Below are 14,439 nucleotides of genomic sequence, written 5' to 3'. Positions count from 1 at the left end.
CCGTGCTCCCCATCCACTTCGGCGCGCGCGACAAGCAGCTCTTCGGGCTCTACGAGGAGGGGCACGCCCCGCGTCGTCGCATGGCGGTGGTGATCCTCAGCCCCATCGGCTGGGAGCACCTGCGCGCGCACCGCACGCTGCGCATCCTCTCCAATCGCCTCGCCGAGGCGGGCTACGACGTCCTCCGCTTCGACTACTCGGGCACCGGCGACAGCTGGGGGGACATCGGGCAGGGGCTCACGCTCGCGCAGTGGATCCGCGACGTCGAGGAGGCGATCGAGGAGGTGGGTGGGCTGTCGGGCTCGACGCGCGTCTCGCTCATCGGCCTCCGCGCCGGCGCGGCCATCGCCGCTGAGGTCGCCGCACGGCGGCCGCGCGGGATCGAGCACGTGATCCTCTGGGACCCGCCGATCGTCACGACCGAAGTGCAGACGCCCACCAAGATCGACCGGACGCCCTACACCGACGTCCCCGACTCGCGGCTGCGCGCGGAGCTCGATGCGCTCACCGTGCACACGGCGGCGACCGGCCGCGTGCGGATGCACCTCGCGATGTCGGAGCATGGGCACGGCGTCCCCGAGCCGCTGCGCGCCGCGGTCGAGGAGGTCGTCTCGGTCGAAGGGTCCCCCACCTGCTGGATCGAGGAGCACGACTTCGGCGCGGGGGCCGTCCCCACCGAACTCCTCGGACGCCTCGTGAAGGCCCTCGGCGAATGACGACGCCCGCGAGCAACCCCGTGGTGAGCGCCTATCGTGAGCGCGCCGTGATGTTCGGGCGCAACGGCGGGCTCCTCGGCATCTGGACCGAACCCAAGGGCGGTGCGACGGCGATCCCCGTCATCATCCTCGGCGCCGGCATCCTGCATCGCATCGGGCCGTCGCGCGTGGCGGTGCATCTCGCGCGCGCGCTCGCGGCGCGCGGGCACCCCGTGCTGCGCTTCGACCTCTCCGGCATCGGGGACAGCGGGCGGCCCACCGAGCCCTCGCTCGAGGCGGCCGTCACCGCCGACATCCGCGACGCGGTGGACCTCGCCTGCGCGCGCGACAAGGACGGCAAGTGGGCGGGTCGCATCGCCTTCGTCGGCTTCTGCTCCGGCGCCGACAACGCGCTGCACGCCGGCAGCGACGATCCGCGCGTGCATGCGGCGGTGCTCTTCGATCCGACGGTCCACCGCACGAGCGGCTTCCTGCGTCGCGAGTGGGCGCGGTCGCTCACGAGCGGGCGCGCGTGGGGGAACTTCCTCACCGGGCGCTCCCTCAAGGCCCGCATCGACCGCTGGCGCGGCAGCGTCGATCCGCTGCGCCGCCCGCCCGGCTACTACGGCCTGCTCGTCGCCTCGCCCGAGGAGACCGATCGTCGCGCGCGCGCCTTCCGCGACCACGGCGGCCGGCTCCGCTTCGTCCTCTCGTCCGGCGTCCGCCACTATTGCAATGCGCCCGAGCAGGTCCGCGAGGCGCTCCCGACCGCCTTCACGCCGGCGCAGTTCGAGGTCGTCTGGGCCTCGCACCTCGACCATGTGTTCGGGTCCCGCGCGCAGGTGGATTCGTTCGTGAAGGACACCGCGGAGTGGCTCGGCGCCCTCGTCCCGTGAGCGGGCAGCGCGCGCGCCGTCGCGCGACCGCGCTGCTGCTGCCGTTGCTGCTGGTGCTCGTGAGCGCGTCGGAAGCGTGCGGCGCCCCCGAGGCCCGTCCCGATCCCGCCGCCCCGACCCGCATGCGCCTCGCCGTCCTCGGCAACTCCGACAGCCACGCCTTCCACGACTCGGTCTCCTTCGCCGACGGGTCACCCGAGCGCGGTGGTCCGCAGCGCGCGGTCACCTTCCAGTGGACCGAGATCCTCGAGCGCCTGCGCGGCGACGCGATCGATCAGGGCGCGTGGGGGGCGCGCGGGGTGCATCCGCGCGTCGCGCGCGTCGCGGCTTGGGTCGGCATCCGCCTCCGTTCGCCCCGCAAGCAGGACTACGCGTGGAACGTCGCCTACTCCGGCGCGCGCTGCGCCAACCTCACCGGGCCGCGCGGCCAGGTTGCGCAACTGCGGCACGATATCGCGCGCGATCCCGAGGCATGGCGCGACGGCCTCGTGCTCTTCCGCATCGGTATCAACGACCTCGGCCGGCGCGAGGTCCTCGAACGCCTCTCGCGCGAGGCCGATGCGGACGCGTTCCGCGGGCTCGCGCGCGAATGCACCGACACCATCCTCGCGAGCGTGCGCACCCTGCGCGCCGCGCAGCCGGCGCTGCGCATCGTCCTCGTCGGCATCCTCGACAACGCCAACTGGCCGCCCAACTTCGACCTCTTCAAGGAGGCGAGGGGACTCGCGGCGCAGCGGCACCTGCTCGACGCGTTCGACGGCGCACTGCGCGCCTTCGCGGCGGCCACGCCGGGCGTCGCGTTCATCGATGATCGCGCCGCCTTCGCGGCACGCTGGGGCAGCTGGAGCACCTCGGGCACCTCGGGCGCGACCGTCACGCGCGACTACCGCGCCCAGACGATCGGGGGCCTCACCGTCACCCTCTCGCAGGGCGACGCGCTCACACACGCTGCCGTCGCCGACGGGCACGCGGGGACCGTGTTCAATGCCTACTGGGTGCAGGCGCTCGTCGCGGAGCTCGATGCGCAACTCGGGACCCACCTCGCGCCGATCACCGACGCCGAGCTCGACACCTTCGTCCGCGGACTCGCGGCGCGCTGAACGCAGGGCAGGGGCGGAACGCATGCGGGGGGCGGCCGATGGCCGCCCCCCGCGTTCCGTCAGATGACCGATGGATCAGAACCGAAGGCCGATCACGATCGGGAGCGTGGTGGTCGAGCTGCCGTCGGTCTGGATCGAGAGGAACCGAAGCTCGGTGAAGAGGTTCGAGTTGCCGAACTTGAAGTCGTAGCCGATGCCCGCGTTGAACGCGAGGTTCGACTCGTCGGCCGAGCCGCCGCCGTTGCCTTCGATCGTGGTGTTGTAGAAGCCGACGCCGCCGAGGATGTACGGCTTGAGCTCGCTGCTCGTCTCCATGCGATAGACGAGGTTCGCCACGCCACCGAGGAGCGAGACGTTGTCGATGCCGAAGCCGTCCTCGCCGCTGTACCGACCATAGTCGACGTCGAAGCGAAGCGCGAGCTTGCCCTGCAACGGGAGCGCGAGGTGGCCGCCGAGATGGAAGCCGAGCCCCACCGCGTCACCGAAGTCGCCCATGGGGAGCGCGATGCCGGCCTTCGCGCCGAAGCGCGACTCCGCCATCTGCGCCTGCGACACCGTGGCCGAGGCGAGGAGGAGGGAGGCGGCGGCGACGGACGTGCGAACGAATCTGTGCACTGTGAGCTCCGGGATAAGGGTTCTCCTTACCTGACTTCCCGATCCCCAAGGCGTCACAACGGGACAGCGGTCGTCACAGCGGTCGGCTCCGACGCGAGCTCGTCCTCGAGCTGCTGTCGCCGCAACAGCGTCCAGTAGCGCCCCCGCGCCGCGAGCAGCTCGTCGTGCCGTCCCTGCTCGACCACGCGCCCCTCGTCGAGCACGATGATCCAGTGCGCGTCGCGGATCGCGGTGATGCGATGCGACGCGATGATCGCCGTGCGTCCGGCGAGCGCCTCGCGCAGCCCGCGCAGGATCGCTGCCTCGGTGTGCGTGTCCACCGCCGAGAGCGCGTCGTCGAGGATCACCACGCTCGGCCGACGCGCGAGGGCGCGCGCCATCGCGGCCCGTTGCTTCTGCCCACCCGAGAGGTTCACGCCGCGCTCGCCGAGCATCGTCGCCTCGCGCGCGGGGAAGCCGTCGATCGCCTCGGTGAGCTGCGCGATCCCCGCGGCCCAGCGCGCATCGTCGGCGCTCGCGCCGCCATAGGTGAGGTTGTCGAGGATCGTCTCGCTGAAGAGCAGGCTCTCCTGCGGCACGAACCCGATCTCGCGCCGCAGCACCGCGAGCGGCAGTGCGCGGAGATCGACGCCGTCGAGGAGGATGCGCCCCTCGGTCGGGTCGGCGAGACGCGGGATGAGTTCGAGGAGCGTCGTCTTCCCCGAGCCGGTCGCACCGACGATGCCGAGCGTGCCGCCGGCGGGCACGGTGACCGAGATGCGGTCGAGGACCTCGCGGCCGAGCCCGCCCGCCTTGTCAGGGTACGCGAAGCGCACCCCCTCGAAGGTGAGGGCGCGGCCACCGTGCGTCTCCGGGAGCGACGTCGCGGCCGGCGGATCGGCGATGGCCGGCGTGGCGTCGAGGATCTCGAGCAGGCGCGTCATCGAGGCCGCGCCCCGCTGGAAGAGGCTCGTCACCCACCCGAGCGCGATCAGCGGCCAGGTGAGGTTCGCGAGGTAGAGGCCGAAGGCGACGAACGCGCCGATGGTCAGCGTGCCGTCGAGCACCATCCCCCCGCCCAGCCAGAGCACCATCGCGGCGCCGAGTCCGGCGAGCAGCGTGAAGCTCGGGTTCATCAGGCCGTTGAGGCGCACGAGCCCGAGGTTCTTCTCGAGGTAGTCGGCGCTCAGCTGCCCGAAGCGCCCGACCTCCGCCCCCTCCTGCTGGTAGGCGCGCACGATCCGCACGCCGGAGAGGTGTTCCTGCACATGCGTGGTGAGGTCGCCGAACTGCGCCTGCACCCGTTCGAACCGCTGGTGTATGGCGCGGCCGAGTCCCCACATCACGAGGGGCAGCGGCACCATCGGCAGCAGGGCGAGCAGCGTGAGGCGCGGGCTGATCGCGATCATGAACGAGAGCGCGAAGACGCCGCCGAAGATCGTGTTGGTGAGGTACATGACCGCGGGGCCGACGGCCATGCGCACCGCGCCGAGGTCATTGGTGAGGCGCGCCATCACCTCGCCCGTGCGGTTGCGCGCGAACCAGGCGGGGTCGAGTCGTGTGAGCCGCGCGAAGAGCGCGTCGCGCAGGTCGTTCTCGACGATGCGCGAGACGCCGTTGAGGATCTCGCGCATGTGGAAGCGGAACCACCCCGTGACGAGCGAGGTCGCGACCATCAGGCCGGCGATGGTGAACACGCCGCGGAGCGGGGCATCGGCGCCCATGGCGTCGATCGCGCGGCGCACGAGGGTGGGCTGGACGCTGTAGAGCGCCGTGGAGATGGCGACGCACGCGAGCCCGATGAGGTACTGCCGCCGGTAGGGGCCGGCCCAGGGGAGGAGACGTGTGAGCGAGGTCACAAATGGCTGGAATCGTTGCTTTGCGCGTGCGCGGGGTCGATCTTACAGGGGTCGTACGCCCCCACACCCCACGGAGAAGCCCCATGCTGTCGAATACTATCCGGCGCGCCATCGCGCCGCTCATGATCGTTGCGGCCGTTGCGGCCTGCGGCGGCGAGCCGAAGACCGACGCCGCCGCGCGCGACATCCAGCTCGCCCCGGCGGACTCGGGCGCGCCGATGGCCGACACCGCGATGGCCGCCCCGGCCCCGGCGCCGACGCCGGCCCCGGAGACCAAGGCCCCGGCCCCGGCGCCCAAGCCGGTCGCCACCACGCCGACCAAGGCGCCGGCCGCGCGCTCCGGCACCATCGCCGCGGGCACCTCGTTCGCCGTCACCACCGCGGCGCGCATGTGCACCAACACGCACAAGGCCGGCGACACCTTCACCGCGACCCTCGGCGCCGACGTCACCGGCACCAACGGCGCGCGGATCCCCGCGGGCTCGGTCGTCACGCTCACCGTCACCGAGTCGGCCATCTCGAAGAACTCGAAGGACAACTGGAAGTTCGCGTTCGACGTGGTCTCGGTGCAGATCGGCTCGCAGACGCTCGCCGTCGAGGGTGACGTGACGCAGGTCGCGACGATCGAGGCCGTGCGCTCGCAGAGCACCGGCCAGCAGGTCGGCAAGGTCGCGACGGGCGCCGCGGTGGGCGCGGTCGCCGGCCAGCTCCTCGGCAAGAACACCAAGAGCACCGTGATCGGCGCCGCCGTCGGCGCGGCCGCGGGTGGCGCGGTCGCCGCCGGCACCGCCGACTACGAGGGCTGCCTCCCGGCCAACGGCACCATCACCATCGCGATCTCCAAGGCGCTCACCGTGCCGCGTGCGTGATGCCGGATGCGGTGAACGGCTGAACGGCGGTCACCACAGAGGGCACAGAGGACACAGAGAAGGGCGGAGGGCGCTTGGCGCTCTCCGCCCTTCTGCTTTCATCCTTCATCCTTCCGCCTTCCTCGGAGCGACCACGTTCACCACATGGGCACAGGGGACACAGGGAACGGCTCTTTGGGGTGAACAGCGCGTCATCGAACGCTGTCGTTGTCATTCCCAAGAAAAGGACCGTGAGCCCCCACCGAGCTCGGCTCCAGCGCACGGATGCCCCTGTGCCCCCTGTGCCCCTGTGGTGAAAGCAGTTGCACCTCTCCGCAGTGCTCTGTGCCCTCTGTGCCCTCTGTGGTGAACGCAGTGAATCAGTACCCGAGCGCCGCCCCAGCACCGCGCGGCTCCTTCACGCCGTGCCAGCCACCCGGCACCCGCATCACCGCATTCACGTTCGCGATCCCCTGCGTCGTCACGACCTTGTGCCCCATCGCCCGCAGCCGCTCGAGCGACGCCTCGGGGAACCCGACGCTCTCCACCCGGATCTCGTCCGGCAGCGACTGATGATGCATCCGCGGCGCGCGCATCGCGTCGGCCAGGGTCATGCGGTGCTCGATCACGTTCAGGATCACCTGCGTCACCGCCGTGATGATCGTCGGCCCGCCTGCCGCCCCCACGACCAGCAGCACGTTCCCCTGCGGGTCGAGCACGATCGTCGGTGACATCGCCGAGAGCATCCGCTTCCCCGGCTGCACCGCGTTCGCCTCGCCCTGCACCAGCCCGAACATGTTCGCCGTCCCCGGCTGCGCGGCGAAGTCGTCCATCTCGTTGTTCATGAAGAACCCGCCGTCGCGCACCCAGACCGCCGAGCCGTAGCCGCCGTTGATCGTCGTCGTCGTCGCGACCGCGTTGCCCTTCTCGTCCACCACCGAGTAGTGCGTCGTGTGCTCCGGCTCGCGCCCCTGGTCGAAGGCCGGCGTCACCGACGCGCGCGCGCGGTCGATCTGCGCCGCGAGTCGCTGCGCGTACGCCTTGCTCGTGAGCTCCTCGCGCGGCACCGGCACGAAGTCGGGGTCGGCGAGCTTCGCGTTGCGGTCGATGAACGCGCGCCGGAACGCCTCCGCCACCAGGTGCATGTACTCCGGCGTGCCGAAGGCGGGGAGCGGTCCGAACGTCTCGAGGATGTTGAACGTCTCCGTCATCGTGATCCCGCCCGATGACGCCGGCGGCATCGTGATGAGCGTGTGCCCGCGATACGTGCTCACCACCGGCTCGCGCCACTTGGGCGCGTAGCGGCGCAGGTCCTCGCGCGTGATGATCCCGCCGCCGCGCTCCATCTCCGCGACCAGCGCCGCGCCCACGGGACCGTCATAGAACGCCGCCGGCCCCCGCTCGGCGATCAGCTGCAGCGACCGCGCGAGCTCGGCCTGCACCAGCCGCGCCCCGGGCGCCACCGTCTCGCCGTTGGGATAGAAGGTCGCGCACCCTTCGAACCGGCAGATCCGCTGCTTCGCGCCGCTCAGCGAACGGAAGAGCGCGCTGTCCACCGTGAAGCCCTCACGCGCGAGCCGGATCGCCGGCGCCATCACCTGCGCGAGCGACATCGTCCCGAAACGGTCGAGCGCCGCATCCATCCCCGCGACCGCGCCCGGAACGCCCGACGCGAGATGTCCCACCACGCTCTTGTCGGTGAGCTTCCCCGCCGAGTCCACGAACATGTCGCGCGTCGCCGCGAGCGGCGCGATCTCGCGATAGTCGATCGCCGCGGTGCGGCCGTCCGCCATGCGGATCACCATGAACCCGCCGCCGCCGATGTTGCCGGCGAACGGATAGGTCACCGCGAGCGCGAACCCGACCGCCACCGCGGCATCCATCGCGTTGCCACCCGCCTGCAGGATCTCGCGTCCGGCCGCGCTCGCGAGCTCGCTGTTGCTCGCGACCATCGCATGCGCGCCGAACGCCGCCTCCCGCGCTTCGGGGAAGCGGAATCCGCCGGCGAAGGTGCCCGAGTAGCGGGCATCGGTCGGTTGCGCCGTCGGGGCAGGCGCCGCCGCCGTCGGACGGCAGGCGGTGAACGCGAACGCGGCGAGCGTGACGAGGGCGATCGGGCGTCGGAACATGGTGCGCATGGCGATTCGGGGTGCGGGGGAACGGCAACTGCTATTCACCACAGAGGACACAGAGGACACAGAGAAGACGGAGAACGCGCTCGAGACCAAGGGCACACGAGGAAGAAGGAGCAGTTCACTTTCACCCTTCATCCTTCAGCCTTCATCGTGACACTTCATCGCCTCCCAAAGAATCGGTATCTCATCCCGACGCGCGTCGTATACTGCCGCACCATCCGCGACGCCCCGCTCGGCAGCCCTTCCTTCGAGCCCCAGAGCGTCGAGACGTCCTGCACCAGCGTGAGTGCCGCGCGGTCGCCGATCGTGAAGCCGAAGCCGTAGCCCACCACCAGCGTGAACGCGTTGCGCGGCTCGGCCTCGGCCGCCGTCAGTTGGTCGGTGCCCGAGTAGTTCGCCCACTGCGACGCGCCGATCCCCACTTCGACGATCTGGTGCGCGCCTTCCATCTCCGGCGTGCGGAAGGTCGCGAGCAACTGACGGAGTTCGATGTCGCCGTTCGAGTTGAGCGGCGCCGTCCCGCCGTCGCGACGGATCGGCACGCTCGCGAGCGCCGCCGCCACGCCGAACGCGCCGCTCTTCATCCCCAGCTCCACCGATGCGCGGTACTGCAGCGCTTCGCCCAGGCTCCAGAGCACGCCGCTCTGGCCGTCGAAGCGGCTCTGCGTCTGCAGGAAGCCGAAGGTGGCGCTCACCGCGAGCGGCCGGCGCGCCTCGTCCACCGAGGGGACGCTGATGATCTGCGCCGACGCGGGGCGGGCGACCAGGAGGACCAGCGAGGCGAGGAGGATGCGAGGGGTCATCACGTGCGATAACTTAGGGGACGCGGGCCGCAGGCGACACCGACGACGCCGGGCGCCCCGCCGCCCCTCTCAGACCCCGCCCCCTCGTGCTCGATCCCCGGGTCACCGAGCGCCGCAACCCGCGCAGCGCCGACATCGACCTCGCCAGCCCGCTCGCGATCGTCGACCTCATGAACGCCGAGGACCGCGCCGTCGCCGACGCGGTCGCGTCGCAGCGCGAACCCATCGCGCGCGCGATCGAGCTCGCCGTGGCCGCCTTCCGCGACGGCCGCCGCCTCCTCTACCTCGGCGCCGGCACCTCCGGACGCCTCGGCGTCCTCGATGCCTCCGAGTGTCCGCCCACCTTCGGCAGCGATCCGTCGATGGTCGTCGGCATCATCGCCGGCGGACCGGCCGCGCTCACGCGCTCGCAGGAGGGGGCCGAGGACCGCCCTGACGGCGCCCGCGCCGACCTCACCGCCGCCAACGTCACCGCCGGTGACTTCGTCCTCGGCATCGCCGCGAGCGGCACCACGCCGTACGTGCGCGCCGCGCTCGAGCACGCGCGCACCCTCGGCGCGCGCACCGGCATCCTCGCCTGCTCGCCCCCCGCTCCCCGAGCTCGTCGCCGCGCTCGATGTCGCGATCGTCCCCATCACCGGCCCCGAGGTCGTCACCGGCTCCACCCGCCTCAAGGCCGGCACCGCGACCAAGATGGTGCTCAACATGATCACCACCGGCGCGATGGTCCGCCTCGGCAAGACGTACGGCAACCTGATGGTGGACCTGCAGACCTCGAACGACAAGCTCAAGGACCGCGCCGAACGCCTCGTCATCACCACCTGCGGCCTCACACGCGACGAGGCGCGGCGGCTGCTCGCCGACGCGCAGGGCCATGTGAAGGTCGCGATCACCATGCACAAGCTCGGCCTCGATCGCGCCACGGCGCTCGCGCGGCTCGCGGAGGCCGGCGGCGTCATCCGCCGCGTCGTCCCCGACGCGCCGCCGCCGGTGGAGACCGCGTGACGCTCCAGCTCGTGCGCGACACCGACGCCTCGATCCCGCGCGCGACGCGACCGCGCGTGCTCGTCGGCCTCATGTCGGGCACCTCGCTCGACGGCGTGACCGCCGCCGTCGTGCGTTTCCACGAGGACGGCGAGGGTCGCGTGACGCCGGAGCTCCTCGCGCATGTCGATCGCGCCTACGAGTCCGCCACGCGCGCGCGCCTCGCCGCCGCGCTCGAGGGCGCGACGCCGAGCGAGTACACGCGCCTCGACTTCGCCCTCGGCGGCTGGCTCGCCGACGCCGCCGTCGCCGCGATCGCCGAGGCGGGCGTGCCGCGCGAGGAGATCGACGCCGTCGCCTCGCACGGGCACACCGTCTGGCACGAGCCGCCGCACGGCACCTGGCAGTTCGGCCAACCGGCGGTGATCGCCGAACGCACCGGCCTCGACGTCATCGCCGACTTCCGCGTGCGCGACGTCGCCGCGGGGGGGCAGGGCGCGCCGCTCGTCCCCATCGCCGACGCCCTCCTCTTCGCCGACGACACGCACTGGCGTGTCCTGCAGAACCTCGGCGGCATCGGCAACCTCACCGTCGTCCCGCCGCGCAGCGCGCAGGGCGCCGACTTCGACGGCGTGCGCGCCTTCGACACCGGCCCCGGCGTCTGCATCATCGATGGCGTCACGCGCCTGCTGCGTCCCGCGCTCGCGTTCGACCTGAATGGGGCGCTCGCCGCGCAGGGCACGCCCATCGAGCCGGTCCTCGAGGCGCTCCTCGCCGATCCCTGGTTCGCCGTCGAGCCGCCCAAGAGCACCGGGCGCGAGCGCTACACGGCGCGGTTCATCGCCGACTTCGTCGCGCGCTGCCGCGCCGCCCGTCCCGCCGCGACCGACGAGGACATCATCTGCACCGCCGTCTGGTTCACCGCGCGCAGCATCGCGCTCGCCTTCGAGCGCTTCGTGCCGCAGCCGGTGGACGACATCCTCCTCTCGGGTGGCGGCGCGCGCAATCCGGTCCTCCGCGAGGCGATCGCGATGGCCCTCGCCGGCCGCCATGTGCGGCCCTTCGATCGCGTCTTCTTCGACGGCGATGCCAAGGAGGCGGTCGCGTTCGCGTTCCTCGGGTGGCTGCACCTCGAAGGGCGCGCCGGCAATGTGCCGCGCGCCACCGGCGCGCGCGGGCCGCGCCTCCTCGGCGCCTTCCACCCGCGGTGACGCACCCGCTCGCCTCGCTCCTCGTCCCGCAGCTCCGGTGGGACCCGGGGCTCGGCTTCACGTATCTCGAGGAGATGATCGGCGACGCCATCGACGTGGGCGTCGGCGGCTTCTGGATCAGCGGCGGGTCGCGCGCCGAGGTCGCGGCGCTCACCGCCGAGCTGCATCGCCGCTCGCGCCTCCCGCTCCTCATCGGCGCGGAGATCGACGGCGGTCCAGGCGGCGCGGTGAGCGATGCGACCGGCCTGCCGCCCCTCGCGGCCCTCGCCGCGTTGCGCGATGCCGACGTGATGCGCCGCGCCGCCAAGCTCACCGCGCGCGAGCTGCGCGGCCTCGGCATCAACTGGGCGCTCGGCCCCAGCGGCGACCTCGAACGCGAGCCCGCCAACCCGTTGCTCGGCGCGCGCACCTTCGGGCTCGACGCGCAGCGCGCCGCCGAGTGGACGGTCGAGTGGGTCGACGCGATGCAGGCCGAGGCCGTGCTCGCATGCGTGCGGCACTATCCCGGGATGGGGCGCGCCGACGCCGATCCGCATCTCGGACCCGTCGTGATCCCGACCGCGGCCGGCACGCTCTGGGCCGACGATCTGCTCCCCTTCCGTGCGGCGGCCGACACCGGCGTCGCGAGCATCATGGCGGCGAGCGCGGCCTATCCCGCGCTCGATGCCACCGGCCGCGTGGCGGCGCGCTCGCGCCCCATGCTCACCGAACTCCTTCGCGGCGAGCTCGGCTACGAGGGGCTGATCGTGAGCGACGCGCTCTCGGCCCCGGGCCTGCGCCAAGGGGACGACGAGGGGATCGCCGCCATCGAGGCCATCGCCGCCGGCTGCGACCTGCTCCTCGCCCCGCACGACCTGCATGGCGTGCTCGAGACCCTCGAGCGCGGCTACGACGGCGGGATGCTCCCGGCGCTGGCGCTCGAGGAGGCGCGGAACCGCCGGACCTTCTGGGCCGACTGGGCCATGCCGGGGCCCGGGCGGGAGCCGACGCTCGAGGACGTCCTCTGGGCGCGCCAGCTCGCCGACACCCTCGTGCACCCGGTCCGCGGGATCCTCGCGAACGTCGGGCCGGTGGTGGACGTCATACAGGTGGATGATGACGCGTCGTCGCGCTGGCCGGTGCCGCCGCGGCAGCATCTCGTCGACGCGCTCCGCGCGATGGGGCACGCGCCCCGCCTCGTGGACGCGCCGACGGCCGAAGGGGAGGGAGCGGTCCTGCTCGCGCTCTTCGGCGGGCCCGGCACGGGGAAGGGACGGGCGGGGTACGATGTCCCGACGCGGCGGCGGGTCGCGCAGGTGATCGCGGATGCGCGGCAGGCGCGGCGCACGGTGGTGGTGGCGCTCTTCGGGCCGCCGCGACTCGCCGCCGAGATCCCCGAGGCGGCGAACGTCGTCTGTGCCTGGGACGGCACGCGCGCGATGCAGCAGGCCCTGGCCCGTCGTCTGGGCTGACGGCGTGGAACCTCGCCCCTCCGGGCAACCGTACGTATCATCCAGCAGGTCAAACGCACATCATGTCCGACTTCGCCGACATCCTGCAGCAAGCGCTCGCCCCGGGGTACACGCTCGAGCGTGAACTCACGGGCGGCGGCATGTCGCGCGTCTTCGTCGCCACCGATGTCGCGCTCGCCCGCAAGGTGGTCGTGAAGGTGCTCCCGCCCGAGCTCGCCGCGGGCGTGAACCACGAGCGCTTCCGGCGCGAGATCCAGGTCGCCGCCCAGCTCCAACATCCGCATGTCGTGCCGCTCCTCTCGGCCGGCGAGCAGGGCACGCTCATCTGGTACACCATGCCGTTCATCAACGGCCAGTCGCTGCGCGAGGCGATCGCCGGCGGCGCGAGCTACGCCATCAAGGACGTCGTGCGCATCATGCGCGACGTCGCCGAGGCGCTCGACTACGCGCACGGGCTCGGGGTCATCCATCGCGACATCAAGCCGGGCAACGTCCTGCTGATGGGCTCGCACGCCCTCGTCACCGACTTCGGCGTTGCGAAGGCCATCTCGGCCTCCATGCCGAGCTCCGGCTTCACGAGCGCGGGCATGGCCATCGGCACGCCGGCGTACATGGCCCCCGAGCAGATCGCCGCCGATCCCGCGGCCGACCATCGCATGGACCTCTATGCGCTCGGCCTGCTCGGCTACGAGATGCTCACCGGCAAGGTCCCCTTCAAGGAGGACTCGCCGCAGAAGACGATGGCCGCGCAGCTCACGCGCGAGCCGGCGCCGCTGGCCGAGTCGCGTGGCGACGTGCCGCCGCCGCTGGCCGCGCTCATCGCGCGCCTGCTCGCCAAGCTCCCCGAGGAGCGTCCGCAGGACGCGAGCGAGGTGGTCACCGCGCTCGACGACATCGCGCTCACGTCGGGGCAGCACCTCGCGCCGATCCGTCCCACGCGCAAGCCGTCCGTCGGGCGCACGCTCGGGCTCGTCGCCGCGGGTGCGGCGGTGATCGCGACCGCCTGGATCGCCGGCGAGCAGTCGGCCACCGAGACCGTCAGCGAGGCCTTCCGCGACTCGCTCGCGACCGCCGACTCCATGGAGGTCGTCTCCTCCGCCGCGGCGATGCTCACGCGCGAGGATTCGATGGCGATCGCCAAGGCGGTGAGCGACCGGCTCGCGCGGCCCGTCGGCCGCACCGATCCCGCCGCCATCGCCGAGCTCGCCGACTCCATCCGCCAGCAGATCCAGCGCGCGGTGCTCGACTCGCTCGTGCAGTTGGGCGCGCGGATGGGCGTCGCCCGGACGCGCGTGGTCCAGGGCCCGAGCGGTGCCGCGCAGATCGCCGAGGCGACCGCGCTCGCGACGAACATGGAGGGCGCGCTCGATGCGGGGCGGCCACCCGGCCCGCCGCCGGGGATGCGCTCCACCGAGCCGCGGCGCGTGGTCGTCGCGCCGCCGCGGCCGTCACGCTCGCGGCCCGATGTCGACAAGGTCGCCGCCGCGCTCGTCGATTCGCTGCGCCTGCGGATCGACGCGTCGCCGCGCTACATGGTGATCGCTGCCGACTCCGTCGCCGCCGCGCTCCGCGAGTCGCGCACCATCGACGGCGTGAAGATGCGCCTCTCCGCCGACTTCATCGTCTCCGTCTCGCTGGTGCCGTCGAAGGACAGCGTGGTGCGGCTCATCACGGTGCACGACCTGCACGCGGCGCAGGGGATGGATCGCCGCGTGATCGCGAGCCCGGTGCTCGCGAGCGACCCCACGGCGGGCATCGGCGCGATGATGCCGCAGGTCCTGCCGATGATGGTCGAGATGGAACGGGCGCGCTTCCGGCAGATGCCGCCTCGCCCGCCCGCTCAGCCGCAGCTGCCGTAAGGGG

10 protein-coding genes and 2 pseudogenes are annotated in these 14,439 nt (G+C 72.4%); 8 read left to right on the top strand and 4 right to left on the bottom strand.

Features of this window, described 5'->3' with window-relative positions; all coding sequences use genetic code 11:
- The first annotated feature begins 2 nt into the window (after positions 1 to 2).
- Genes IPJ78_01060 through IPJ78_01050 form a run of 3 tightly spaced genes read left to right on the top strand, consistent with a single transcriptional unit; the run spans position 3 to position 2,691 of the window.
- Positions 3 to 716: an alpha/beta fold hydrolase gene (locus tag IPJ78_01060; protein MBK7905132.1), complete on the top strand. Its 714-nt coding sequence runs from the start codon at positions 3 to 5 to the stop codon at positions 714 to 716.
- Positions 713 to 1,591, top strand: coding sequence for an alpha/beta hydrolase (locus tag IPJ78_01055; protein MBK7905131.1), 879 nt, complete (start codon positions 713 to 715; stop codon positions 1,589 to 1,591). The genes IPJ78_01060 and IPJ78_01055 overlap by 4 nt, the downstream gene beginning before the upstream one ends.
- On the top strand, positions 1,588 to 2,691 hold the full coding sequence (locus IPJ78_01050; GenBank protein MBK7905130.1) for an SGNH/GDSL hydrolase family protein: 1,104 nt from the start codon (positions 1,588 to 1,590) through the stop codon (positions 2,689 to 2,691). The genes IPJ78_01055 and IPJ78_01050 overlap by 4 nt, the downstream gene beginning before the upstream one ends.
- 75 nt (positions 2,692 to 2,766) lie before the next feature.
- Here the strand turns inward: IPJ78_01050 and IPJ78_01045 are convergent, their stop codons facing one another.
- Together IPJ78_01045 and IPJ78_01040 are read right to left on the bottom strand one after the other, a co-directional pair.
- Positions 2,767 to 3,306 carry an outer membrane beta-barrel protein gene (locus IPJ78_01045; protein MBK7905129.1) on the bottom strand — a complete coding sequence of 180 codons (540 nt, stop codon included), beginning with the start codon at positions 3,304 to 3,306 and terminating at the stop codon, positions 2,767 to 2,769.
- A gap of 53 nt (positions 3,307 to 3,359) precedes the next feature.
- Positions 3,360 to 5,144, bottom strand: coding sequence for an ABC transporter ATP-binding protein (locus IPJ78_01040; protein MBK7905128.1), 1,785 nt, complete (start codon positions 5,142 to 5,144; stop codon positions 3,360 to 3,362).
- Positions 5,145 to 5,815: 671 nt separating this feature from the next.
- Between IPJ78_01040 and IPJ78_01035 the strand changes: the two are divergent.
- Positions 5,816 to 5,902 (top strand): annotated as a pseudogene (locus IPJ78_01035) (glycine zipper 2TM domain-containing protein).
- Positions 5,903 to 6,372: 470 nt separating this feature from the next.
- Here IPJ78_01035 and ggt read toward each other — a convergent pair.
- A complete protein-coding gene (gene ggt / locus IPJ78_01030; GenBank protein MBK7905127.1) occupies positions 6,373 to 8,121 on the bottom strand; it encodes a gamma-glutamyltransferase in 1,749 nt (582 codons plus the stop codon).
- 164 nt (positions 8,122 to 8,285) lie between these two features.
- Positions 8,286 to 8,930, bottom strand: a complete 645-nt coding sequence (locus IPJ78_01025; protein ID MBK7905126.1) for a hypothetical protein — start codon at positions 8,928 to 8,930, stop codon at positions 8,286 to 8,288.
- Positions 8,931 to 9,016: 86 nt separating this feature from the next.
- On the opposite strand from IPJ78_01025, the pseudogene murQ reads away from it, so the two are divergent.
- From murQ to IPJ78_01005, 4 genes and pseudogenes are all read left to right on the top strand, one after another.
- Positions 9,017 to 9,935, top strand: a pseudogene (gene murQ / locus IPJ78_01020) (N-acetylmuramic acid 6-phosphate etherase).
- Entirely contained in the window at positions 9,932 to 11,125 is a 1,194-nt protein-coding gene (locus IPJ78_01015; protein MBK7905125.1) for an anhydro-N-acetylmuramic acid kinase, read from the top strand. The pseudogene murQ and the gene IPJ78_01015 overlap by 4 nt, the downstream one beginning before the upstream one ends.
- Positions 11,122 to 12,576, top strand: coding sequence for a hypothetical protein (locus IPJ78_01010; protein MBK7905124.1), 1,455 nt, complete (start codon positions 11,122 to 11,124; stop codon positions 12,574 to 12,576). The genes IPJ78_01015 and IPJ78_01010 overlap by 4 nt, the downstream gene beginning before the upstream one ends.
- Positions 12,577 to 12,638: 62 nt before the next feature.
- The gene (locus IPJ78_01005) at positions 12,639 to 14,435 is read left to right on the top strand and encodes a serine/threonine protein kinase (protein MBK7905123.1); all 1,797 of its coding nucleotides are present in this window, start codon (positions 12,639 to 12,641) and stop codon (positions 14,433 to 14,435) included.
- Positions 14,436 to 14,439 lie beyond the last annotated feature (4 nt).

The organism is Gemmatimonadota bacterium, assembly GCA_016714015.1.
Lineage (GTDB): Bacteria > Gemmatimonadota > Gemmatimonadetes > Gemmatimonadales > Gemmatimonadaceae > Pseudogemmatithrix.
The sequence above is the reverse complement of the archived record's forward strand: the minus strand, read 5'-3'. Positions and strand labels throughout refer to the sequence as shown.